General features: G+C 41.3%; 15 protein-coding genes and 1 pseudogene. 15 read left to right on the top strand and 1 reads right to left on the bottom strand.

Translation table 11 applies throughout. The features are described from left to right. The 3 genes from E2R31_RS01240 to E2R31_RS01230 all read left to right on the top strand — a co-directional run. On the top strand, window positions 1-811 hold an 811-nt coding region (locus E2R31_RS01240; RefSeq protein ID WP_207918319.1), incomplete at its 5' end, for an Ltp family lipoprotein. Between the two features lie 125 nt (window positions 812-936). Then, window positions 937-1,896 (top strand): ROK family glucokinase, encoded by a 960-nt coding sequence (locus E2R31_RS01235; protein ID WP_000078548.1) that lies wholly within the window; start codon window positions 937-939, stop codon window positions 1,894-1,896. Between the two features lie 97 nt (window positions 1,897-1,993). Beyond that, on the top strand, window positions 1,994-2,833 hold the full coding sequence (locus tag E2R31_RS01230) for a thymidylate synthase (protein ID WP_132972423.1): 840 nt from the start codon (window positions 1,994-1,996) through the stop codon (window positions 2,831-2,833). 42 nt (window positions 2,834-2,875) lie between these two features. Here the strand turns inward: E2R31_RS01230 and E2R31_RS01225 are convergent, their stop codons facing one another. Then, window positions 2,876-3,046: a DUF3042 family protein gene (locus E2R31_RS01225; protein ID WP_001051782.1), complete on the bottom strand. Its 171-nt coding sequence runs from the start codon at window positions 3,044-3,046 to the stop codon at window positions 2,876-2,878. Between the two features lie 120 nt (window positions 3,047-3,166). Here E2R31_RS01225 and miaA point away from each other — a divergent pair, with 120 nt between their 5' ends. From miaA to E2R31_RS09915, 12 genes and pseudogenes are all read left to right on the top strand, one after another. Next, window positions 3,167-4,051 (top strand): tRNA (adenosine(37)-N6)-dimethylallyltransferase MiaA, encoded by an 885-nt coding sequence (gene miaA / locus E2R31_RS01220; RefSeq protein ID WP_132972421.1) that lies wholly within the window; start codon window positions 3,167-3,169, stop codon window positions 4,049-4,051. Then, the gene (hflX, locus tag E2R31_RS01215) at window positions 4,044-5,282 is read left to right on the top strand and encodes a GTPase HflX (protein ID WP_132972419.1); all 1,239 of its coding nucleotides are present in this window, start codon (window positions 4,044-4,046) and stop codon (window positions 5,280-5,282) included. The genes miaA and hflX overlap by 8 nt, the downstream gene beginning before the upstream one ends. Continuing rightward, window positions 5,275-5,898: a cystathionine beta-lyase gene (locus tag E2R31_RS01210; protein ID WP_132972417.1), complete on the top strand. Its 624-nt coding sequence runs from the start codon at window positions 5,275-5,277 to the stop codon at window positions 5,896-5,898. Before hflX ends, E2R31_RS01210 begins: the two co-directional genes overlap by 8 nt. A 14-nt stretch (window positions 5,899-5,912) precedes the next feature. After that, window positions 5,913-6,842 carry a ribonuclease Z gene (rnz, locus tag E2R31_RS01205; protein WP_125450562.1) on the top strand — a complete coding sequence of 310 codons (930 nt, stop codon included), beginning with the start codon at window positions 5,913-5,915 and terminating at the stop codon, window positions 6,840-6,842. A 21-nt stretch (window positions 6,843-6,863) separates the two neighbouring features. Continuing rightward, a complete protein-coding gene (locus E2R31_RS01200) occupies window positions 6,864-7,619 on the top strand; it encodes an SDR family NAD(P)-dependent oxidoreductase (RefSeq protein WP_132972415.1) in 756 nt (251 codons plus the stop codon). Between the two features lie 248 nt (window positions 7,620-7,867). After that, entirely contained in the window at window positions 7,868-14,848 is a 6,981-nt protein-coding gene (gene bgaA, locus E2R31_RS01195) for an LPXTG-anchored adhesin/beta-galactosidase BgaA (RefSeq protein ID WP_132972413.1), read from the top strand. Between the two features lie 678 nt (window positions 14,849-15,526). After that, complete coding sequence (locus E2R31_RS01190; RefSeq protein WP_000680146.1) at window positions 15,527-16,786, top strand: preprotein translocase subunit SecY; 1,260 nt, start codon at window positions 15,527-15,529, stop codon at window positions 16,784-16,786. A 6-nt stretch (window positions 16,787-16,792) separates the two neighbouring features. Further along, window positions 16,793-18,391 carry an accessory Sec system protein Asp1 gene (gene asp1 / locus E2R31_RS01185; protein WP_125399039.1) on the top strand — a complete coding sequence of 533 codons (1,599 nt, stop codon included), beginning with the start codon at window positions 16,793-16,795 and terminating at the stop codon, window positions 18,389-18,391. Further along, window positions 18,378-19,958, top strand: coding sequence for an accessory Sec system protein Asp2 (gene asp2, locus E2R31_RS01180; RefSeq protein ID WP_132972411.1), 1,581 nt, complete (start codon window positions 18,378-18,380; stop codon window positions 19,956-19,958). Before asp1 ends, asp2 begins: the two co-directional genes overlap by 14 nt. Then, the gene (asp3, locus tag E2R31_RS01175) at window positions 19,955-20,989 is read left to right on the top strand and encodes an accessory Sec system protein Asp3 (protein ID WP_125399037.1); all 1,035 of its coding nucleotides are present in this window, start codon (window positions 19,955-19,957) and stop codon (window positions 20,987-20,989) included. Before asp2 ends, asp3 begins: the two co-directional genes overlap by 4 nt. Further along, the gene (gene secA2 / locus E2R31_RS01170) at window positions 20,979-23,366 is read left to right on the top strand and encodes an accessory Sec system translocase SecA2 (RefSeq protein ID WP_000851051.1); all 2,388 of its coding nucleotides are present in this window, start codon (window positions 20,979-20,981) and stop codon (window positions 23,364-23,366) included. Before asp3 ends, secA2 begins: the two co-directional genes overlap by 11 nt. Before the next feature lie 68 nt (window positions 23,367-23,434). Beyond that, window positions 23,435-24,352: pseudogene (locus E2R31_RS09915) on the top strand (hypothetical protein); the annotation flags it as partial.

Genomic DNA, 24,352 nt, shown 5'->3' with positions numbered 1-24,352 from the left:
ACCAGCTGAGAAACCGAAAACGCCAGCTCAAAAACCTGCTGAGAAACCGAAAACACCAGCACAAAAACCTGCTGATAAACCAAAAACACCGGCACCAAAACCGACTGAAAAAGCTAAAGAAACAACTCCTAAACAGGATAAATCACAATCTAAAGTTCAGTCTGGCTGGGTAGGAAATTACTACCTCAAATCAGATGGAAAGAGAGCTAAAAATGAATGGGTAGATGGTGGTCGTTATTATGTTGATTCTGATGGAAAAAAGGTTAAAAGTGACTGGATTTATGATAAAAACTATGGTTCATATTATTATCTAACAGCAGAAGGAAGCTCTGCTCGCAATAAATGGGTAGGAAATTCTTATCTCAAATCAGATGGAAAGATGGCCAAGAATGAATGGGTAGATGGTGGCCGTTACTATGTTGATTCTGAAGGCAAAATGGTAAGGGAAAAATGGGTAGATGGTGGCCGTTACTATGTAGGATACGATGGTGTGCGGCAACCAAAACCAGCAGATGGGAACCAGTACAATGCTGCTTTAAGGAGAGCGAAAAGCTATAATTCGTGGGCAAATATGTCAAAAAAAGCTCTCTATGACCAATTAATGTTTCATGGTTTTTCAAGTTCAGCAGTGCAGTATGCCATCGATCACTTGAATGCAGATTACAAAGCAAATGCCTTAGCTAAAGCAAGAGAATACCGAAAATATAGTAATATCTCAAAAATTGAAATTTATGACAGGCTAACTTCTTCTTGGATTGGAAAATTTACAAAAGAAGAAGCAAACTATGCAATTCAACATTTAGGTGACTAATTTTTACAAATAGTGAAGCAAATGAGATGTTTTAATTTTGGCTTGTAGCCTGCAAACCTTTGCACAAAACAGACGATTCTGTTATACTATATCTGTAAGCATTTTCAATTAAAAAGGAGAAGACGATGAGTCAAAAGATTATTGGGATTGACCTTGGTGGAACATCTATCAAGTTTGCAATTTTAACTCAAGAGGGAGAAATCCAAGAAAAATGGTCTATTAAGACCAATATTTTGGACGAAGGAAGCCATATTGTAGATGATATGATTGAGTCTATTCAGCATCGTTTGGACTTGCTTGGATTGTCAGCTACAGACTTCCGAGGCATTGGGATGGGATCACCTGGTGTGGTTGACCGTGAAAAAGGGACTGTTATCGGTGCCTACAACCTAAACTGGAAAACCCTTCAACCGATTAAAGAAAAGATTGAAAAAGCCTTGGGTATTCCATTCTTCATCGACAATGATGCCAACGTAGCTGCTCTTGGTGAGCGCTGGATGGGTGCTGGTGACAACCAACCGGACGTTGTCTTTATGACACTTGGTACCGGTGTTGGTGGCGGTATCGTTGCAGAAGGGAAACTGCTTCACGGTGTGGCTGGTGCAGCAGGTGAGCTTGGCCACATCACTGTTGACTTTGACCAACCAATCGCATGTACTTGCGGTAAGAAAGGTTGTCTTGAGACAGTTGCTTCTGCAACAGGGATTGTCAACTTGACTCGTCGTTATGCAGATGAATACGAAGGCGATGCTGCCTTGAAACGCTTGATTGATGACGGTGAAGAAGTAACTGCTAAAACTGTTTTTGACTTGGCTAAAGAAGGGGACGACCTTGCCTTGATCGTTTACCGTAACTTCTCACGTTACTTGGGAATTGCTTGTGCTAATATCGGCTCCATCCTCAACCCTTCAACAATCGTTATCGGTGGTGGGGTGTCAGCTGCGGGAGAATTCCTTCTTCAAGGCGTTCAAAAGGTTTATGACGAAAACACCTTCCCACAAGTACGCACATCCACAAAATTGGCTCTTGCAACTCTAGGAAATGACGCTGGAGTTATCGGAGCAGCATCACTTGTATTGCAATAAGATAATAAAAAGGGGAAAATACTACTTTAAAGCCAGTGATTTTCCTCCTTTCTTTTTTTATGCTATACTAGTTAGGAAATAAATGAGGTGAGAGTAAATGACAAAAGCAGATACGATTTTTAAAGAAAATATAGAACGAATTCTTAAGGAAGGTGTCTTTTCTGAGCAGGCACGTCCTAAGTATAAGGATGGGACAGTTGCCAATTCTAAGTACGTAACGGGTGCCTTTGCGGAGTATGATTTGGCCAAAGGGGAATTTCCCATCACAACCTTGCGTCCCATTGCAATCAAATCTGCTATCAAGGAAGTACTCTGGATCTACCAAGATCAGTCTAATAGCCTAGAAGTGCTGAATAGCAAGTACAATGTTCACTACTGGAATGACTGGGAAGTGGGAGATACGGGAACCATTGGTGAACGCTACGGTGCGGTCGTTAAGAAACACGATATCATTAATAAGATTCTCAAGCAGTTGGAAGCCAATCCCTGGAACCGTCGCAATATCATCTCACTCTGGGATTACCAAGCATTTGAGGAGACAGACGGCCTCCTTCCATGCGCCTTTCAGACCATGTTTGATGTCCGTCGCGTTGATGGGGAAATCTATCTAGATGCGACCTTGACTCAGCGTTCTAATGATATGTTGGTGGCCCACCACATTAACGCTATGCAGTACGTAGCTCTTCAGATGATGATTGCCAAGCATTTCGGTTGGAAGGTTGGGAAGTTTTTCTATTTTATCAACAACCTTCATATCTATGATAATCAGTTTGAACAAGCAGAGGAATTGCTCCGCCGTGAGCCGTCAAACTGCCAACCTCGTTTGGTCTTGAATGTGCCAGATAAGACTAATTTCTTTGATATCAAAGCCGAAGACTTTGAGTTGGTCGACTATGATCCAGTCAAGCCGCAACTGAGGTTTGATTTGGCTATTTAAAAAAATAAAAAGAAGTTGAGAAATCTCAACTTCTTTTGTTGCTTAATGTGATACGCGGCGGCGAGCTGCTTTTTTGCGGTTTTCTTCGATGAAAGCTGCTTTTTGCTCTTCTGGCTCAATCACTTTCTTTTTAATTGCGTATACTGCACCTGCAACGGCAGCGACAGTGCCTGCGACACCTGTTACAAGACCTTTAGCGAATCCTTTAGCCATGAGTCTTCCTCCTTTATCTTCCCGAACAGTCAGGCTCCTCAAGAGGTAGCATTTTTCTGACTGACCTTTTTGTGATATAATAATAGTAACGAAAAAATGGGAATTTTTCAAGGAAAAAAGATGAAAACAAAAATAATTGTGATTGTTGGACCGACTGCTGTTGGAAAGACAGCCCTTGCTATTGAAGTGGCCAAGCGCTTTGGTGGAGAGGTGGTCAGTGGCGACAGTCAGCAAGTATACAGAGGGTTGGATATTGGGACGGCCAAGGCTAGCCCAGAGGAGCAAGCTGCTGTTCCTCATCATTTGATTGATGTCAGAGAGGTGACCGAGTCTTACTCGGCTTTTGATTTTGTTTCAGAAGCTAAGAAGGCTATTGAGGATATTCAAAGCCGTGGTAAGCTAGCGATTATCGCGGGTGGTACAGGGCTTTATATCCAGAGCTTGTTGGAAGGCTATCATCTAGGTGGGGAAACACCTCATGAGGATATTTTAGCCTATCGAGCTAGTTTGGATGCTTTTACAAATGATGAATTAGCCCATCTTGTGGAGCAAGTAGGCCTTGAAATTCCCCAGTTTAACCGTCGTCGTGCTATGCGCGCCTTGGAAATTGCTCATTTTGGTCAGGATTTGGAAAATCAGGAAAGTCCTTATGAACCATTGATTATCTGCTTGGATGATGAACGCAGTCAGCTTTATGACCGTATCAACCACCGAGTGGATCTGATGTTTGAGGCTGGTCTTTTGGATGAGGCCAAGTGGCTCTTTGATCATTACCCGGATGTGCAGGCTGCTAAAGGCATTGGCTACAAGGAACTCTTTCCTTATTTCCGTGGGGAGCAAACTCTTGAAGAAGCGAGCGATAGTCTCAAGCGGGCGACGCGTCGTTTTGCCAAGCGTCAGCTGACCTGGTTCCGTAATCGCATGCAGGTCACCTTTTATCAGATAGGAGAGCCTGGCGTGCAGGACCGCATTTTAAGCCAGATAGAGGAGTTTTTAGATGATTGAAACGGAGAAAAAAGAGGAACGCGTCCTACTCATTGGTGTGGAATTGCAGGGCATGGACAATTTTGACCTCTCTATGGAAGAATTGGCTAGTCTGGCTAAGACAGCTGGGGCAGTCGTTGTAGATAGCTACAGGCAAAAACGGGAAAAGTATGACTCCAAGACTTTCGTCGGTTCTGGTAAGTTGGAAGAGATTGCGCGAATGGTGGATGCAGAAGAAATTACCACTGTCATTGTCAACAACCGTCTGACACCACGGCAAAATGTCAATTTAGAGGAAGTTCTGGGTGTTAAAGTTATTGACCGTATGCAGTTGATTCTGGATATCTTTGCCATGCGGGCTCGAAGCCATGAAGGGAAGCTCCAAGTTCATCTTGCTCAGCTCAAGTATCTCTTGCTTCGCTTGGTTGGTCAGGGGATTATGCTCAGCCGTCAGGCTGGTGGAATTGGTTCCCGTGGACCTGGTGAAAGTCAGCTGGAATTGAACCGTCGAAGTGTTCGCAATCAAATCACAGATATCGAGCGCCAGCTCAAAGTGGTTGAGAAAAATCGGGCGACAGTCAGAGAAAAACGTTTGGAGTCGAGCACCTTTAAGATTGGTCTGATTGGTTACACCAATGCTGGGAAATCGACCATTATGAACACCTTGACCAGCAAGACCCAGTATGAAGCAGACGAGCTGTTTGCGACTCTGGATGCGACAACAAAGAGCATCCATCTTGGTGGGAATCTACAGGTAACCTTGACTGATACCGTTGGATTTATCCAAGACCTACCGACTGAATTGGTGTCCAGTTTTAAGTCAACCTTGGAAGAAAGCAAGCATGTTGACCTTCTAGTTCATGTCATTGATGCCAGCAATACTTATCACGAGGAACATGAAAAAACGGTTCTGTCTATTATGAAAGACTTGGGTATGGAGGATATTCCTCGCTTGACCCTTTATAATAAAGCGGATTTGGTGGAGGATTTCACGCCTACCCAAACGCCTTATGCCCTCATTTCTGCCAAGTCTGAGGATAGTCGTGAAAACTTGCAAGCATTATTGCTAGATAAGATTAAGGAAATTTTTGAAGCATTTACTCTGCGCGTGCCCTTTTCTAAGTCTTACAAGATTCATGATTTGGAAAGTGTAGCGATTATTGAAGAACGTGATTATCAAGAGGATGGAGAAGTGATCACAGGCTACATTTCGGAGAAAAATAAATGGAGGTTAGAAGAATTTTATGACTGATATCAAAACTTTGGCTCTAAAATATGGGGGCTATACGAGTCTAGACAAGGTCTATCTGGATCAGCTTCTAGCTGGTAAAACAGAGCAGGAGCAATTGGCACTTATTACTCCTCCTCCGAGTGTAGTCAATGCTTACTTTGCTGAACTCTACCAGAAAAAGAGTCCTGAAGCTGCGACGGATTATTTTGCAGAACTCAGTCATGAACTGAACCTCTACAATGCTGAGCCAAGTTTCACCTTTGAAAATAAGCCTTTTATTCGTCTTAATCTATCTGGCAAATCCTTTGGCTTTTGCTATGAGGAAGAAGGTCTTGGTCGGATTTTCTCAGAAGCTGAGGAAGCAATCACTGCTGACTTGCTCTTTGAAATTGCGCAAATTTTCCCCCATCAACTCGTCTTTGAAGAGTCTGGAAAGATTTACATGAAAGCTGTCGGAGATGAAGAAGTTGTTAGTGTAGAAAGTCTCACAGCCTTGACAGACTTGGAAAGTTTAGCAGATGGTCGCACACGTCTCAAAGGTTATAGCCAAGAGGATTTACTACAAGAAGCTGTTTCTTTTTCTGGCAAGCGCTATTTCCGATCGGAAAATCGCACAGCCATGTTATATATTGATTAATTAGAAAGTATCGAATGGATATTCAATTTTTAGGAACAGGGGCTGGTCAGCCCTCTAAAGCCCGCAACGTCTCTAGTCTCGCCCTGAAACTCTTGGACGAGATTAACGAAGTCTGGCTCTTTGACTGTGGAGAAGGAACGCAAAATCGCATTCTGGAAACCACGATTCGACCACGGAAGGTCAGCAAAATCTTTATCACTCACTTGCATGGAGACCACATCTTTGGCTTGCCAGGTTTTCTCTCTAGCCGTGCCTTTCAAGCTAATGAAGAGCAGACAGATTTGGACATCTATGGACCTCAAGGGATCAAGTCATTTGTCTTAACCAGTCTTCGTGTGTCAGGTTCTCGCTTGCCTTACCGCATTCATTTTCATGAGTTTGACCAAGATTCTCTAGGGAAAATCCTTGAGACCGATAAATTCACTGTGTATGCAGAGGAGCTGGACCACACTATTTTCTGCGTTGGTTATCGTGTCATGCAAAAGGACTTAGAAGGAACCTTGGATGCTGAAAAACTTAAGGCTGCTGGTGTTCCGTTTGGCCCGCTTTTTGGAAAAATAAAAAACGGTCAGGACGTTGTTCTCGAAGACGGAACTGCAATCAAGGCAGCAGACTATATCTCAGCACCTCGACCTGGTAAGATTATTACTATTCTGGGTGACACCCGAAAAACCAATGCCAGTGTGCGTCTAGCTGTCAACGCCGATGTCCTTGTCCACGAGTCGACTTATGGCAAGGGAGATGAAAAAATTGCTCGCAATCACGGTCACTCAACCAATATGCAGGCAGCACAAGTAGCAGCAGAAGCCGGTGCCAAGCGCCTCTTGCTCAATCATATCAGCGCCCGCTTCCTCTCAAAAGATATCAGCCAGCTCAAGAAAGATGCGACTACTGTTTTTGAAAATGTCCATGTGGTCAAAGACTTGGAAGAAGTGGAAATCTAGCAGTTATTGAAAGGACGAAGCATGTCTACTATTCTCATTACAGGAGCTAGCGGTGGCCTAGCCCAAGAAATGGTCAAACTCTTGCCAGATGACCAACTCATCTTACTAGGTAGAAACAAGGAAAAACTGTCGGAGCTATATGGAAATCATCCCCATGTAGAATTGATTGAAATCGATATTACTGATGACTCGGTTCTAGAATCTCTGGTAGCTGACCTCTATCTCCGTTATGGTAAAATTGATGTCTTAATCAACAATGCTGGCTATGGAATTTTTGAAGACTTTGATCAGATTTCTAATCAAGACATTAACCAGATGTTTGAGGTCAATACCTTTGCTCTGATGAATCTGTCTCGTCGTCTTGGAGCTCGTATGAAAGAAAGCCGAAAAGGCCATATCATCAATATCGTCAGCATGGCAGGTTTGATAGCGACTAGCAAGTCCAGTCTCTACTCAGCGACAAAGTTTGCAGCGATTGGATTTTCAAACGCTCTGCGCCTCGAACTGATGCCCTATGGTGTCTATCTAACGACGGTCAATCCAGGACCGATTCGTACTGCCTTTTTTGACCAGGCAGACCCAGATGGCAGCTACCTCAAGTCGGTTGACCGTTTTCTCTTAGAACCAGATGCAGTCGCTAGAAAGATTGTCAAAACCATAGGAAAAAACAAACGGGAACTCAATCTCCCAGTTTTGTTGAACCTAGCCCATAAGTTTTATACCCTCTTTCCCAAGCTAGCTGATAAGTTGGCAGGGGGAATCTTTAATTATAAGTAAAAAAGTTCCTTACAAAAGGAACTTTTTTATAATATTTAACTGAGTGTCAAAAATTGTTTGATTTTGTTTTAAAACTACATTCATATTTTTAAAATCCTCTACAAATTTTAGAAAAAACAATCAAAATTATGATTTTTTGTATTTAGAGCATTGAAATTCCCTATATTATTTTATAAAATAAGAGTAAAAGACTATGAAAAAGTAATACGCTTACAATGAAATGGAAGCGGTTACTAAAGGAGGATTTTATGGAAAAAGGCCATTGGAATCGTAAAAGAGTCTACAGCATTCGTAAGTTTGCCGTAGGCGCTTGCTCTGTTATGATTGGAACCTGTGCGGTTCTATTTGGAGGAAGTGTCATTGGAGAATCACCAGTTTTCGCGGATGAAACTCCTATCGCCCACACTGTGGAACAAGCAAAAGAGGAAAGTCCGGCAGTGGAGGAAAAAGAAGATCAAGCCGTAGCAGAGCACAAGGATACTGCAAGTGTCGACCAGAGTCAAGCTGCTCCAATTGAAGCAAGCAAACCAGAGGTGAAAGAAGAGGAACCTGTAGCTCCAAAAGAGGAGAAAGCATCTCTAAAACCTGAAGAAACTGCTCCAAAGGTAGAATCTCAAGTTTCAAGTCAAGAAAAGCCTGTCAAGGAAGATTTGAAAGCTGCGACAAATGAAGAAGTGAATCAAATGATTGAAGATAGAAAAGTGAATTTTAATCAAAATTGGCACTTTAAACTCAATGCGAATCCTAAAGAAGCTGTGAAATCAGATGCCGATGTATCAACATGGCAAAAATTGGACCTTCCACACGACTGGAGTATCTTTAACGATTTTGACCATCAATCACCTGCTCAAAACGAAGGTGGACAGCTAAATGGTGGTGAAGCTTGGTATCGTAAGACCTTTAAACTTGATGAAAAAGACCTCAAGAAGAATGTTCGTTTGACTTTTGACGGTGTCTACATGGATTCTCAAGTCTATGTCAACGGCCAGTTAGTGGGACATTATCCAAATGGTTATAACCAGTTCTCATACGATATCACCAAATACCTTCACAAAGATGGTCGTGAGAATGTGATTGCTGTCCATGCTGTTAACAAACAACCAAGTAGCCGTTGGTACTCAGGAAGTGGTATTTACCGTGATGTGACCTTGCAAGTGACAGATAAGGTTCATGTTGAGAAAAATGGTACAACTATCTTAACTCCGAAACTGGAAGAACAGCAACACGGCAAGGTTGAAACTCATGTGACCAGCAAAATCGTCAATACAGACGATAAAGACCATGAACTTGTGGCAGAGTATCAAATCGTTGAACGTGGTGGTCAGGCTGTAACAGGCGTGGTTCGTACAGCAAGTCGTACCTTGAAAGCACATGAGTCAACAAGCCTAGATGCTATTTTAGAAGTTGAAAAACCAAAACTCTGGACAGTTTTAAATGACAAACCTGCCTTGTATGAATTGATTACGCGTGTATATCGTGATGGTCAATTGGTTGATGCTAAGAAGGATTTGTTTGGTTACCGTTACTATCACTGGACTCCAAATGATGGTTTCTCTTTAAATGGTGAACGCATTAAATTCCATGGCGTTTCCTTGCACCATGACCACGGAGCGCTTGGAGCAGAAGAAAACTATAAAGCAGAATATCGCCGTCTCAAACAAATGAAGGAGATGGGGGTTAACGCCATCCGTACAACTCATAACCCTGCAAGTCCTCAAACCTTGCAAATCGCAGCAGAACTTGGTTTGCTCGTTCAGGAAGAGGCCTTTGATACGTGGTATAATGGCAAGAAACCTTATGACTATGGTCGTTTCTTTGAAAAAGATGCCACTCACCCAGAAGCTAGAAAAGGTGAAAAATGGTCAGACTACGATCTTCGTACTATGGTCGAAAGAGATAAAAATAACCCAGCTGTCTTCATGTGGTCAATCGGTAATGAAATCGGTGAAGCCAACGGTGATGCTCATTCTCTAGCAACTGTAAAACGTTTGGTCAAAGTTATCAAGGATGTTGATAAGACTCGTTACGTTACCATGGGAGCAGATAAGTTTCGCTTTGGTGATGGTAGTGGTGGTCATGAGAAGATTGCCGAAGAACTGGATGCAGTTGGTTTTAACTACTCAGAAGATAACTACAAGAAACTTCGTGCGAAACATCCAAACTGGTTGATTTACGGCTCTGAGACATCTTCAGCAACCCGTACACGTGGAAGTTACTATCGCCCTGAACAGGAATTGAAACATAGTAACGGACCTGAGCGTAACTACGAACAGTCTGACTATGGTAATGACCGTGTTGGTTGGGGTAAAACTGCAACAGATTCATGGACTTTTGACCGCGACAATGCTGGCTATGCTGGACAGTTTATCTGGACAGGTACGGACTATATCGGTGAGCCAACACCATGGCACAACCAAAACCATACACCAGTTAAGAGTTCTTACTTTGGAATCGTAGATACAGCTGGTATTCCAAAACATGACTTCTATCTCTACCAAAGCCAATGGGTTTCTGCCAAGAAGAAACCAATGGTACACCTTCTTCCTCACTGGAACTGGGAAAATAGAGAATTGGCATCGAAAGTTGAAGATTCAGACGGAAAAATCCCAGTTCGAGCATACTCAAACGCTGCAAGCGTAGAATTGTTCTTGAACGGTCAATCTCTCGGAGTTAAGAAGTTCAACAAAAAACAAACTAGTGATGGCCGTACCTACCAAGAAGGTGCAAATGCCAAGGAACTCTACCTTGAGTGGAAGGTTGCTTACCAACCAGGTACTTTAGAAGCAGTAGCTCGTGATGAAGCTGGTAAAGAAATTGCACGTGACAAGATTACCACTGCAAGTCAACCAGCAGGTGTTCGTCTTATCAAGGAAGAACACGCAATCGCTGCAGATGGAAAAGACTTGACCTACATCTACTATGAAATTGTAGATAGTCAAGGAAATGTGGTCCCAACCGCAAATAATCTGGTTCGCTTCCAATTACATGGCCAAGGTCAACTTGTCGGTGTTGATAATGGGGAACAAGCCAGCCGTGAACGTTATAAGGCACAACCAGATGGTTCTTGGATTCGTAGAGCCTTTAACGGTAAAGGGGTTGCCATTGTTAAATCAACTGAGCAAGCAGGTAAATTCACCCTTACTGCCCACTCTGATCTCTTGAAATCTGGTCAAGTAACTGTCTTTACTGGTAAAAAAGAAGACCAAGAAAAGACCGTTCTAGGAACAGAAGTACCAAAAGTACGTACTGTTATTGAGAAAGAGCCAAAAATGCCGAAGACAGTCGGTTTTATCTACAGTGATGGCAGTCGTGAAAAACGTCCAGTAACTTGGTCTTCAGTTGATGTGAGCCGAGCAGGAGTTGTGACTGTTAAAGGTATGGCAGACGGACGTGAAGTTGAGGCTCGTGTCGAAATTCTAGCAATTGCAAATGAGCTTCCAACTGTTAAGCGTGTTGCTCCAGGAACAGACTTGAGTGCTGTTGACAAATACGTTTCTATTGCCGTAACGGATGGAAGCGTACAAGAATACGAAGTGGATAAGTGGGAGATTGCGGAAGCAGATAAAGCTAAACTGTCAGTTGCAGGATCACGTATTCAAATGACTGGCCAACTAGGAGGCGAAACCGTTCATGCTACCCTTGTGGTAGAAGAAGGCAATCCTGCAGCACCTGTAGTGCCAAATGTAAGTGTTGGTGGTGAAGCCGTTACAGGCCTCACTAGTCAACATCCAATGCAATACCGCACTCTTGCTTATGGAGCTGAGTTGCCTAAAGTCACAGCAAGTGCTGAAAATGCAACTGTTACAGTCCTTCAAGCAAGTGCAGCAAACGGTATGCGTGCAAGCATCTATGTTCAACCAAAAGATGGTGGTCCGCTTCAAACCTATGCAATTCAGTTCCTTGAAGAAGCACCAAAAATTGACCGCCTGAGCCTACAAGTGGAGCAAGCTGACGGTCTCAAAGAAGACCAAACAGTGAAATTGTCTGTTCTCGCTCACTATCAAGACGGAACACAAGCTGTATTACCAGCTGATAAGGTGAACTTCTCTACAAGTGGTGAAGGGGAAGTCGCAGTTCGTAAAGGAATGCTTGAGTTACATAAACCAGGAATAGTCACACTCAAAGCAGAATATGAGGGGGCTACAGGTCAAATCGATCTCACGATCCAGGCCAATACTGAGAAAAAAGTAGCCCAATCTATCCGTCCAGTAAATGTAGTGACTGACTTGCATCAGGAACCTACTCTTCCAGCAACAGTAACTGTTGAGTATGACAAAGGTTTCCCTAAAACTCATAAAGTCACATGGCAAGCTATTCCAAAAGAAAAACTAGACCATTATCAGACCTTTGAAGTTCTAGGTAAAGTTGAAGGCCTTGACCTTGAAGCGCGTGCTAAAGTCTCTGTAGAAGGCATCGTTTCAGTTGAAGAAGTTAGTGTGACTACACCAACTGCAGAAGCACCACAATTACCAGAAAGTGTTCGTACCTACGATTCAAATGGTCATGTTTCATCAGCTAAGGTTACATGGGATGCGATTCGTCCAGAGCAATACGCCAAGGAAGGTGTCTTTACAGTCACTGGTCGCCTAGAAGGTACGCAATTAACAACTAAACTTCATGTTCGTGTGTCTGCTCAAACTGAGCAAGGTGCAAACATTTCTGACCAATGGACCGGCTCAGAATTGCCACTTGCCTTTGCTTCAGACTCAAATCCAAGCGATCCTGTTTCAAACGTCAACGATAAATTGATTTCCTTTAATGACCGACCAGCCAACCGCTGGACCAACTGGAATCGTAGTAATCCAGAAGCTTCAGTCGGTGTTCTATTTGGAGATTCAGGTATCTTAAGCAAACGTTCCGTTGATAATCTAAGTGTCGGATTCCACGAAGACCATGGAGTCGGTGCACCGAAGTCTTATGTGATTGAGTATTATGTCGGTAAGACCGTTCCGACAGCTCCTAAAAACCCTAGCTTTGTAGGCAATGAAGAACATGTCTTTAACGATCCAGCTAACTGGAAACCAGTTACCAATCTAAAAGCCCCAGCTCAACTCAAGGCTGGAGAAATGAATCACTTTAGCTTTGATAAAGTTGAGACTTATGCTGTGCGCATTCGCATGGTTAAAGCAGATAATAAGCGTGGAACTTCTATCACAGAAGTACAAATCTTTGCAAAACAAGTTGCGGCAGCCAAACAAGGACAAACAAGAATCCAAGTTGACGGCAAAGATTTAGCAAACTTCAACCCTGATTTGACAGACTACTACCTTGAGTCTGTAGATGGAAAAGTTCCTACAGTAACAGCAAGTGTTAGCAGCAATGGTCTTGCTACCGTTGTTCCAAGTGTTCGTGAAGGTGAGCCAGTTCGTGTCGTCGCGAAAGCTGAAAATGGCGACATCCTAGGAGAATACCGTCTACACTTTACAAGCAATAAAGACTTGCTCTCTCGTAAACCTCTTGCCGCGGCCAAACAAGCTCGCTTGATACAAGTAGGGCAACCACTTGAATTGCCAACTAAGGTTCCTGTTTACTTCACAGGTAAAGACGGTTACGAAACAAAAGACTTGACAGTGGAATGGGAAGAAGTTTCAGCGGCAAATCTGACAAAAGCAGGTCAATTTACTGTTCGAGGTCGTGTCCTTGGTAGTGACCTTGCTGCTGAGTTCACTGTACGAGTGACGGACAAACTTGGTGAGGCTCTCTCAAACAATCCTAACTATGATGAAAACAGTAACCAAGCCTTTGCTTCTGCAACTAATGATATTGATCCAAGTTCACATGACCGTGTAGACTATATCAATGATGGAGACCACAATGAAAATCGTCGTTGGACAAACTGGTCTCCAACACCATCTTCTAATCCAGAAGTATCAACAGGTGTTATTTTCCGTGAAAATGGTAAGATTGTAGAACGGACTGTTGCGCAAGCCAAACTCCACTTCTTTGCAGATAGTGGTACGGATGCACCATCTAAACTTGTTTTGGAACGCTATATTGGTCCAGACTTTGAAGTGCCTACCTACTATTCAAACTACCAAGCCTACGAATCAGGCCATCCATTCAACAATCCAGATAACTGGGAAGCTGTTCCTTATCGTGCGGATAAAGATATTGAAGCTGGTGATGAAATCAGCCTAACATTTAAAGCTGTGAAAGCTAAAGCCATGAGATGGCGCATGGAGCGTAAAGCAGACAAGAGCGGTGTTGCGATGATTGAGATGACCTTCCTTGCGCCAAGCGAATTGCCTCAAGAAAGCACTGCATCGAAGATTCTTGTAGATGGAAAAGATCTTCCTAACTTCGCTGAAGATCGTCAAGACTACCAAATTACCTATAAAGGTCAACGTCCAAAAGTGACCGTTCAAGAAAGCAATCAAGTAGCTTCAACAGTTGTAGATAGTGGCGATGATAGTCTTCCAGTACTTGTTCGTCTCGTTTCAGAAAGTGGAAAACAAGTCAAGGAATACCGTATCCAGTTAACCAAGGAAAAACCAGTTTCTGAGAAAACAGCTCCTGCCATTCAAGAAGAGAATCCAAGTCTTGAGGTTGTCGAAAAGGAACTTGCCTTCCAGACTGTTGAAAAAGAAGATTCAAGTCTATATGTAGGTGAAAGCCGTGTAGCACAAGAAGGACAAGTTGGTAAGGAACGCATTCTTACATCTGTTAGTCCAGACGGAACTCGTGAAGAGAAACTCCGTGAAGTGATCCAGGTTCCTGTTAATCGGGTTCTTCTCGTTGGAACTAAACGAGGTACGGCTCAACCGCTTGATGGTGTCAAAGATTTGGTTCATCACAAGCCAGAGCTCCTAGTGGAAGAAGAGGAAGTTGATTTCCAAGTTCAAGAACGTAAGAACGATAAACTTCCAGTGGGGCAAACTCGTGTGATCCAAGAAGGCCAAAAAGGTGTTCGTGTCCACCTAGTAGAAGTCGAAAACGGTAAGCGTACATCGAAAGAAACCTTTGATAAGGTAGCAGCACAAGATCGTATCGTGGAAGTGGGAACTTCTGTAGCACAAGAAGAACCAAATCCACAAGTTTCTGTCAATCCAGATGCGCACCAACTGGCTCAAACAGGAGCACAATCTCAAGAAGAAAAAGTGACACAAGCTGAAAAAGGTCACCTTCCAAATACAGGAAGTGAGTCTCAGGTGTCAGCTTTAGCAGCAGGATTGGCTATCTTGGGCTTAGGTGCAGGCCTTGCAGCTACTACTCGCAAAAAAGAAGACTAAGTTTAGTTACAAGCTAAATTGAACAGGAAAAGGCCAGAGTGACGCTCTGGTCTTTTTCGTCTGAGTTGTAATAGTAAATAAATGTTTAGAATAGTCAATCCTATTCCAAATGGATTTTGTTCAAAATTCATAAAGTGCTCTTCACACTTATAAAAAGAGAGGTCGTGTTTGAAAATAATTGATAAATATGCTACAATAGTAGGCACTGGAAATTTTTATAAATGATTTTTTTATGAGAAAAATCGGAAAAAATCCATTCAACTTTCGAAGGATCATGATCAGATGAGAAAGCGTAAAATTCCTTACCTTTCAGAGATTTGGTATGGGAATGGTTTTTTTAGATGTTAATCATGGTGACAGAGTTGATATACTTATAAAAATTTTAAGGATTAAGTAAATCCGTTTATGCATTTGATAATGTTCAAATAGAAAAAATGGAAGAACAGGTGTTCTCACATGAAAATATTCAAGGATAGAAGAGAAGCTCCAAGTAGATTTACACTCATGAGGTGCTCCTGTATTTCGTAGATGAAATATCATGGTAAGCCAGTTAATCCTATCTTGATTATCAGTGGGATGAGCCTGTTTTCTTGGGTTGTCTTGCTGTTACGATGGTATATGAACATTGCTAGAAAATGATCGCAAGACTAGCTAAATATAAAGAATAAAGGATGACAGATGAAACATTTCGGTCTTAAGAAACAGAAACGAACAAGTATTTTTTTCCGAAGAGCAATTTTTACAATTTTGATCATTGCGATCTATTTACTTGGTCGCCATATTTTACTTCCAGGATACAATGGCAATACAGGTTTTTCACAAATAACTGAGCAAAATCCCTTGGCCTATTTGTATTCCTTGGCAGGAGTAGATGTCTCTCAGATTTCCATGTTTTCTCTGGGATTAGGTCCATGGATTACGACGATGATTGTCTGGCAGGTCATCAACTTGAATAAAAGTTGGAATATCCAGTCCTGGTCATTGAAAAAAGCGGATTTTGTGCAAAAGATTCTCACTTTGATTTTTTCCGTGTTACAAGGGATAGCTGTTATGTACACAGCTCGTTCGGAAAATGGACGCTTTTTGCTTCTTGTAGATGATTGGATTTATAATATGGCTGTGCTAGCAACTGTTGTAGCAGGAAGCTTTGTTATTATTTGGTTGGCTGGTTTGAATGTTAGCAAGGGAGTAGGCGGGCAGACAATTATTATTATTTCAGGAATTCTGCTACAATTTGCTAACCAATTAGTGGTATTGATAGGACAATCTGTTTTTTCTAAAGAAGGATTAGCCTTTCTAGTAGGTGCGGCGATCTCATTTTTGCTCTTGGGCTATATCGCTGTGGTCTGCGAGAGAGCTGAAATTCGTTTGCCTCTAAATCGAGTCATGCTAAGTAGTCGTTACTACGGCAAATCTTACCTCCCTATCAAATTTCTTCCCTCTGGGGGAATGCCTATTATGTATGCCTCGAGTGTTATTATGTTGCTTCAGTTGGTATTAGACTGGTTTGGACATGGTTTTACAAAAAATTTTGGTAGTTTATTTGACTTTACAAAACCCCTAAGTTTAGCCTTTTACCTGCTTGCTATCTATCTTCTTGCAATTTTATTTGCCTATATCAACTTAGAACCAGAAGAAACAGCGAAACGTTTACAACGTCAAGGAGAATACCTAGATTATATCCAGCCTGGGAAAGCAACTTTAAAAGTTTTGAAACATTACATTTCCTTACAATCTAACGTAGGAGCACTCTACCTGATCGTTTTTATTGGTTTACCCTATTTCATTAATTTCTTCCTACCTCTTCCAAATTTGCTTTTGACTATACCAAGTACATTGATCATTTTAGTCAGTATGCTCTTGCCTTTGCATGAAGAAATACGTATCTTGAGAATTGGGACTTACTACCACAAAGAATTAGAATTTAAAGGAGAATAGAGGGATATGTTTTACTTTGTACCATCTTGGTATAGACAAGATCGGAAATGGTATTCTACCACCCTGCCTTTCTATTACGTGTCTAAAAATATGATGTTTGATGATGCGGTGAATTTGCTGCGAATGTTTCAGCAATCAGGAGAGGCAAATACCACTCTGATTTTGAACTATTCACCACATATTCGAACCTTTCTTTATCAGCAAAGAATATTGCCAGAAACTGTATGGAATCTATTTGATACCATACAAGGTCTGACGGATGTATCTGTACGTAAAATTCGTCTGGAAGATATTAAATGGCCTCAAGGAGTAGAATTCTTCTATACTCCTTTTATGATTGAGGTATATTTAAATCAAGAACACTATGCTAAAATTAACTTTTCACAAACAGGTAATTTCTTTGATATTACTTATTTTGAGGGTGGGCAGACAAATCATCAGCTAATTTTTGATGATCGTGGATTTGTTTCAAGTATCATCTATTTTGAAAATGATCAACCTTACTACCAAGATTATTTAAATTTACAAGGTATATGGCAGTTTAGGGAATTTTTGGGTACAGAAAATCATCAAGTACTTATCAACCCTGAGGCACAGGCTACATTTACAAAAGAAGTTTACCGAGATATCGAAGAATTGATCAATGAAAAACTAGATCAGTATTTAACTTCTTCGCTAACCAAGGATGATACGATTGTGATTTCGTCAGATGTGCAGCACAATCACTTTTTCCAAAAGATTAAGGAAAACCATCATGTTATCTTGTCTTTTTTTGGAGATCGCTATCCAATTACAAACCAGGAGCAGCTGCTAACGGATTTGACAGACACGCCGTTCTTCGTTGTTGATAGTTTAAATAAAATTGAAACGATAGCAGCTAATGTTGATCTAGAACAGTTGCCAGGATTTTATGAGATTCCGCCTTATGATACTCATCTAAACCTAGGACATAGTCAAAGAAAAAAAGAGTTAATTGTTTACGTCAATTACGACAATCTACCAGCAGATCAAATTCAATATGTGTTTACGACTTTGTTTGAAATGATGTTGAAAAATGAATGGATTGACTTGCTGGTTGGAACACAAAGTCAGGATTTTGGCCGAGAGGCCTATATAAAACAGGTACTAGAAAACTATCGAACTCTTAAGCCAGAATATGAACAAGAATTGATTTTTGTTGATAAAGAGAAGAGAGCGAGAGGTGAGAACCGAGTTCTTGATGATGAAGAGGAGATTGTTCGCGAACGGATTGATATTGAAACCATTCATAGCGACAGCGATTTGATTAAAGTTCTGAAGTACGTTCGTATTATACTAGATTTGGGAACTCCAGCTGATGTGTTGACTCAAATCGCTGGCATTAGTGGAGGGATCCCTCAGGTTAACTTGTATAGTTCTTCTTATGTGAAGCATGGAGAAAATGGTTGGATTCTAGATGATATTTCGGATTTTGAAGAGGCACTCTTATACTACCTCACAAACTTAGAACATTGGAATCAATCTCTAGTTCACTCAGTCAAGAAGATTGAACAGTATACAAGGGGTGAGATTGTCGATATGTGGAAAAATACCATAAAGGAATTAAAAGGAAATGAAAAAAATTAGTGTTTTGCAAATTGCTGATGAAAATTGGCAGGAGCAATATGAAATTCCTAGTAATATAAAATGGACATTTGTCAAACCAGAAGACATCGTCTCTTTATTGCCAGAAGACATCGGGATCTTAAATAGAGAAGTTGAGGCGGAAAACGGGAAAAAAAAGAAGAAAAAAGTAGACAAACCGTTTGATGTCGTGTTGGTAGATACTGCTGAATATTTAGAGTATGTCACTATCTTGGATCAGAAAATTCAGGTTTACCGTATGTTCTATCATGAGCGTTGTCAAATCACTACAAAAACGCTGGAACGATTTCTTTTGCGCAAAAAAGCTGTGAAAACAAATTTTGAAAATCCAGAGCAGATGCTACATATATTTTCACGTGGTTTTTTCTCCAAGCAAAATGGAACGAAACTAAGTGTTAATCATCTAGTCGCTGCACCATCTTTTGAGGGTCAAATCAGTTATGAAGGGACAAACTACCTTCGTTTGTGTGGCCGATACGGTGAAGATTATCAGACTATTGCGACCTATCAACATAATGTTTTTCTGAGTGGGGAGATGCCCTTAGATCTGTGGCCTGAGTTCAGGGTTTCAGAAGGTTGTTCGATCCGCTACGTTGTCAAAGGTTTTCCAGCTGGAAATTCTCCCATGCAAGAATGGATTTATGATGAAACGAACTTTGATCGGCCTCTGACGTTAGATGTAAATGATTCGTATTATTTGAGTATCAGTATTCAAGCAAAGGGACAAGGGATTGTAAAACTTGGTCCCTGCCACTATCGAGACTCCCATCTAGGCTATGGAGACTTGTTAGTCGGAGGAAAACGAATTAGCGATAAAAATAGAGAAGAACTGATTTATTTCTTCCATCCAGGAGATTTGAAACCACCGTTGAACATCTATTTTTCAGGGTACCGTCCCGCAGAGGGATTCGAGGGATACTGGATGATGAATAATTTGGGATCGCCATTCTTACTAGTAGGGGATCCGCGTTCAGAAGGGGGCGCATTCTATCTTGGATCGGAGGAGCTGGAACAAAAACTTCTCCAAGTGGTTCATAACTGCTTAGATGAACTCGGCTTTACGAAGGAACAACTGACCTTGTCAGGTTTGTCAATGGGGACTTTTGGCGCCCTTTACTATAGTTCTAAGTTGGAACCTCATGCCGTCATTGTCGGAAAACCTCTTGTAAACTTAGGAGATATGGCAGAAAATGAGTCAACTATTCGTCCGGGAGGATTTCCAACGTCACTGGATTTGGTGTACCGCACAATAGGGGAGTTATCAAGTGAAGCTACAGCTCAGCTTAACGAACGTTTCTGGACGGCTTTTGAGTCAGCTGATTTCTCAAGAACAAAATTCATTATCTCCTTTATGTATCAAGATGACTATGATATGTCGGCCTATCCCGATATGCTGGATGAGTTAGGACAGCGAGATTATCGCGTCAGCGTTATCAGTAAGGGATTGACTGGACGACACAACGACGATACACAAGGTATTGTCGAATGGTTCTTTAATCAATATAAAACGCTATTAATGAATAGTTTTGAAAGGGAGTTTAAATCGTGAGATACAAGGAAGAAGTCTATTTTGCTTATTGGGATATCCAAAGCATATCTCAGTATCTATACGGTTCATCTGTCAAACTGTTAGATGGTGGTCATGTTTTGTATGAAAACCAGTTCATGCCTTCGGGGACAGTTATTCATGAATGGCATTCACGGGCAAACTATCAGGCCTTACGCAATACGAGTCAGCTTCCTGAATTGAAACGTGGGCAAAACTATATTTTTGGCAGTCATATAGAAACCATCCCAGAAAATTCAACATACTTAAAAGTTGAATTTATGGATGCTCGAGATGAAGAAATTTCGAATCAGATCATTAAACAGGGAGAGAGAGTCAGCGTATGCGTTCCAGATAATACACAATATTATAAGGTGCAGTTAGTCAGCTCGGGTTGTCATCGCTTCCTTTTTGAAGGGATTTATGTTGCTGAGGAGCAGTTGGCGGATTATACAGTGGATCGCTACTGGATTTCTGATTTGCTTCATCAGGATTCCGAGAAAGAAACGATGTATGTTTGCTTTACTGAACCTGAACTCAATCGAACAGGTTTTATTCCAGAACGTGTTCGTGAACATTTCTCAAATGTATTGATTGTTAATTCGTCTTATAGAGAAGCGCTCCTATACATGGAGGAACGTTTTTACGAAACCTTGCTTGAAACGATTGAAGAATTAGCGCAAGAGCATCTTTTTGAAAAAGTGGCTTTTGTTGGTTATGGAGCGATTTCTAATATTGCGGCCTTGCATTACTCCAAACAATTTGGAAATTCATACGCTCTTGTGACGGATGAGTTTTTAAGCGAACTAGACTATCAACGCTTGCTGGAACGTTACCGTAGTCGAGTAAATCCGCCTATTTTTAAAGAATTATTGCTACAGCAATTTAATCCGACAAAAGTTAAGGAATATGCGGACTTGAAGACTAGACCACGTGAACTAGCAAACATTGAATATTTATTAGATAAGTCATTTTTACTTCAAGCAATTGACTTGGAAAAGATTGAAGAGTGGATGAGAGAGAATGAAAACTAAACGATTCAATTTGACCAACTCCTATAAACTAATGCGTTACAAAAAGATTTTGGAGAAGGTTAATAAACTATCTGATAGTTATGCAGCTATGTCAAATGAGAAACTGCAAGCTCAGACAAAATGGTTTAAAGAACGCCTTTCTGGAGGAGAAAGCTTGCAGTCCATTTTGCCAGAAGCGTACGCAACCATTCGTGAGGCAGCCAAGCGTGTATTAGGATTATATCCTTATGATGTTCAGGTTTTAGGGGCCTTGGTTATGCAAGACAATCAGATTGCAGAAATGAGAACAGGGGAAGGAAAAACCTTGACAGCTATCCTTCCTTTATACCTAAATGCTTTGACGGAAAAAAGTACGATCCTAGTCACGGCCAATGAATATTTGGCAGCGCGTGATGCTAAACAAATGGCACCCGTTTTTCGATTTTTAGGAATGACAGTTGGGGTTGGTGTCTCGGACGATCCGACAAAAAAACTTAAAATTCCTCAAAAACAACAAATCTATAAGAATGATATTGTCTATACAACACATAGTGCGTTAGGGTTTGATTACCTAGAAGAAAACTTGGCGACATCTCAATCAAAGAAGTTTTTGCCAAAATTTTATTTTTGTTTGGTCGATGAAGTAGATGCAGCCTTGCTAGATAGTGCGCAGATGCCTCTAATCATTTCAGGTTCTCCTCGGGTGCAATCCAACCTCTTTCTCTCGTGTGATGAGTTTGTAAAAACTCTAAAAGAAGGGGAAGATTTTAATTTAGACTCCACTCGGACGTCTGTATGGTTGACGAGAAAAGGAGTAAAGGAAGCAGAGGTTTATTTCCGCGTCCAGAATGCCTATGATCCAGATAATTACCAGCTCATTCGCCAAATTAACCTAGCTTTGAGAGCTAACCACTTATTTGAAAAAGATCGTCAGTACACAGTGGATAATGGCGAAGTTAAACTGATGGATGAGGCGACAGGACGTCTCTTGGAAGGAAACAAACTCCAATCAGGACTGCACCAAGCACTAGAAGCCAGAGAACGTGTGAAAATCACATTGGAAACGCGTTCGATGGCCTCTATCACCTATCAAAATTTATTTAGAATGTTTCCAAAATTAGCAGGAATGACGGGTACTGGTAAAGTTTGTGAGGAGGAGTTCAGAGACGTTTACGACTTGGGAGTCGTAGTTGTTCCTACACGAAAACCCAATTTACGAATTGATTATCCAGATGAAATCTATCTCACGATTCCTCAAAAATTATATGCTTCATTGGAGTATATCAAAAAATTACATAAAAAAGGTCAGCCAGTTTTAATTGCGACAGGATCAGTTGGAATGTCTGAGATTTATTCTATGCTCTTACTCCAAGAGGGAATCGCCCATAATGTTTTGAACGCCCATAATGCAGCGAAAGAGGCTGAGATGATCGCACTGGCTGGTAGACGCTCTGCAGTGACGGTAGCAACATCAATGGCAGGTCGTGGAACAGATATTATCTTGGAAGAAGGGGTTGCTGAGTTGGGTGGACTCGCTGTTGTTGGAACAGAGAGAATGTCCAGTGAGCGAGTGGATTTGCAGCTTCGCGGTCGTGCCGGACGACAAGGCGCTCCAGGATTGAGCAAATTCTTTATTTCTCTTGAGGATGATCTTATTTCTAAGTCTGGTAGCAAATGGATTAGTGAGTACTATCACAAAGAAATTGCAAAACCAGAGGAAAAACAAAAGATTCATTTGACCTCTCGTCGTATTAGATATGCGGTTGAAGAAGCTCAGAAGAATAGTGATAACGCGTCAGCGGCTTCCAGACGTTCAACGGAACGATATGATGAAAGTATCCGTATTCAGCGACAGATTATCTACAATAAGCGTAATAAGCTCATCTCTCATCCAGACTTTGATTTGACTTATTTCTTGTCTATCCTATCGGATGCAGTGGACATTTATACAAGTAAAACACCGTTTAAAGAGCGGGCGGATTTATTTCGCTTTGTTTTGGATAACATTAGTTATTACTGCGAGGATATTCCAGATGATCTAGATGTCACGGATTTACGGCAAGTTAAAAAGTTTTTATCTGACCTCCTTGTTTCAGAATACCAGCAGAAAAAAGATAAAATCAAGGATTCAGAGTTGTTCAATCAATTTCAACGAACTGTTGTTTTGAGAGCGATAGATGACTGTTGGGTTGAGCAAGTTGACTATTTACAGCAATTTCAAGGTTTGGTGTCTAGTCAAGGGTATGCCCAAAAAAATCCTGTCTTTGAGTTTCATAAAGAAGCTTTTAAATCATACAAAAGAATGAATGCAGATATAAATCTAAACATTATAAAAAATATGGCATTGAGTTACATTAATATTAAGCCTTCTGGGAAATTAGAAGTTTTCTTTGGCTAATGCTTTGACAGATTCTGTTGTAGACTTTATAATGATGATATAACTGTATTTTTGGAGAAAATCATATTATGAGCAAAAATAATAACGAAGAGCTAAAGGGATTTAAACGTTTGATATCAAAGTTTAAGCAAAAGGGTAGGGAAGATAGTGATTACCGTAGCCTGGATGCAACTAAATCAAAGCCCGTTAGTCGAAAACTCAAAGAGCAAAAGGAAATTATTCTGAGTGCTAGTGAAGATCTTGAGTTACCAACAGAATCAGTTTCTGTCATGGAAGCCTTAGAAGACTTTCAGGAAAGGAACAGTTTGGGAGTGGCTGACTTGATAAGGGATGTTAGTCAGAGCTTGTCAACTAGCGCTTTAGCTTCCCTCAGCCTTTCTGTCGCAGATTCGTACAGTGAGTCGTTTAGCCAGAGTATATTAGCAAAAGGATTCTCGCTTCGAGAGTCCATGTCTGAGAACTACTCATTAGTGGTCTCTTCTTCAGAATCTGAATTTGAGTCCCTTTCCTTGGTTGATAGCCTCTCTGTTTCTGAGCATTTGACAGGGGAGTCCCTTTGTCAGGATACGGATGCATTCTCTTTGAGTGAAAGTATTGCATACTCAGAGTCTCTTTCTTATGATCAAAATCCTAGTGTCTCCGAGTCCCTTTCCTTGAGTGAATCGGAACAAGCGAGTCAGAGTGTCTCCGAGTCTGAGTTCTATAGCCTAAGCCAGAGCGAGTGGGAATCTGTTTCAGACTCCCAAAGTCACTCAGAATCAGAGTGGTGGAGTTCTTCCGAATCAGAACAAGCGAGTCAGAGTGTTTCTGAGTCCGAGTTCTATAGCCTGAGCCAGAGTGAATGGGAATCCATATCCGAATCCCAAAGTCACTCAGAAGAAGAGTGGTGGAGTTATTCCGAATCAGAACAAGCAAGTCAGAGTATTTCCGAGTCTGAGTTCTATAGCTTGAGCCAGAGTGAGTGGGAAACCGTTTCAGAATCTCAA

It is taken from the genome of Streptococcus downii, assembly GCF_004353325.1.
In the GTDB taxonomy this organism is placed as follows: domain Bacteria; phylum Bacillota; class Bacilli; order Lactobacillales; family Streptococcaceae; genus Streptococcus; species Streptococcus downii.
Note: the sequence above shows the minus strand (reverse complement) of the source record. Positions and strands in the feature narration are given on the sequence as shown.

What these genes read in the sequence shown, in the direction of transcription:
- E2R31_RS01235 (WP_000078548.1), top strand. Translation starts at nt 937, where the DNA reads ATGAGTCAAAAGATTATTGGGATTGACCTTGGTGGAACATCTATCAAG.
- E2R31_RS01230 (WP_132972423.1), top strand. Translation starts at nt 1,994, where the DNA reads ATGACAAAAGCAGATACGATTTTTAAAGAAAATATAGAACGAATTCTT.
- E2R31_RS01225 (WP_001051782.1), bottom strand. Translation starts at nt 3,046, where the DNA reads ATGGCTAAAGGATTCGCTAAAGGTCTTGTAACAGGTGTCGCAGGCACT.
- miaA (WP_132972421.1), top strand. Translation starts at nt 3,167, where the DNA reads ATGAAAACAAAAATAATTGTGATTGTTGGACCGACTGCTGTTGGAAAG.
- hflX (WP_132972419.1), top strand. Translation starts at nt 4,044, where the DNA reads ATGATTGAAACGGAGAAAAAAGAGGAACGCGTCCTACTCATTGGTGTG.
- E2R31_RS01210 (WP_132972417.1), top strand. Translation starts at nt 5,275, where the DNA reads ATGACTGATATCAAAACTTTGGCTCTAAAATATGGGGGCTATACGAGT.
- rnz (WP_125450562.1), top strand. Translation starts at nt 5,913, where the DNA reads ATGGATATTCAATTTTTAGGAACAGGGGCTGGTCAGCCCTCTAAAGCC.
- E2R31_RS01200 (WP_132972415.1), top strand. Translation starts at nt 6,864, where the DNA reads ATGTCTACTATTCTCATTACAGGAGCTAGCGGTGGCCTAGCCCAAGAA.
- bgaA (WP_132972413.1), top strand. Translation starts at nt 7,868, where the DNA reads ATGGAAAAAGGCCATTGGAATCGTAAAAGAGTCTACAGCATTCGTAAG.
- E2R31_RS01190 (WP_000680146.1), top strand. Translation starts at nt 15,527, where the DNA reads ATGAAACATTTCGGTCTTAAGAAACAGAAACGAACAAGTATTTTTTTC.
- asp1 (WP_125399039.1), top strand. Translation starts at nt 16,793, where the DNA reads ATGTTTTACTTTGTACCATCTTGGTATAGACAAGATCGGAAATGGTAT.
- asp2 (WP_132972411.1), top strand. Translation starts at nt 18,378, where the DNA reads ATGAAAAAAATTAGTGTTTTGCAAATTGCTGATGAAAATTGGCAGGAG.
- secA2 (WP_000851051.1), top strand. Translation starts at nt 20,979, where the DNA reads ATGAAAACTAAACGATTCAATTTGACCAACTCCTATAAACTAATGCGT.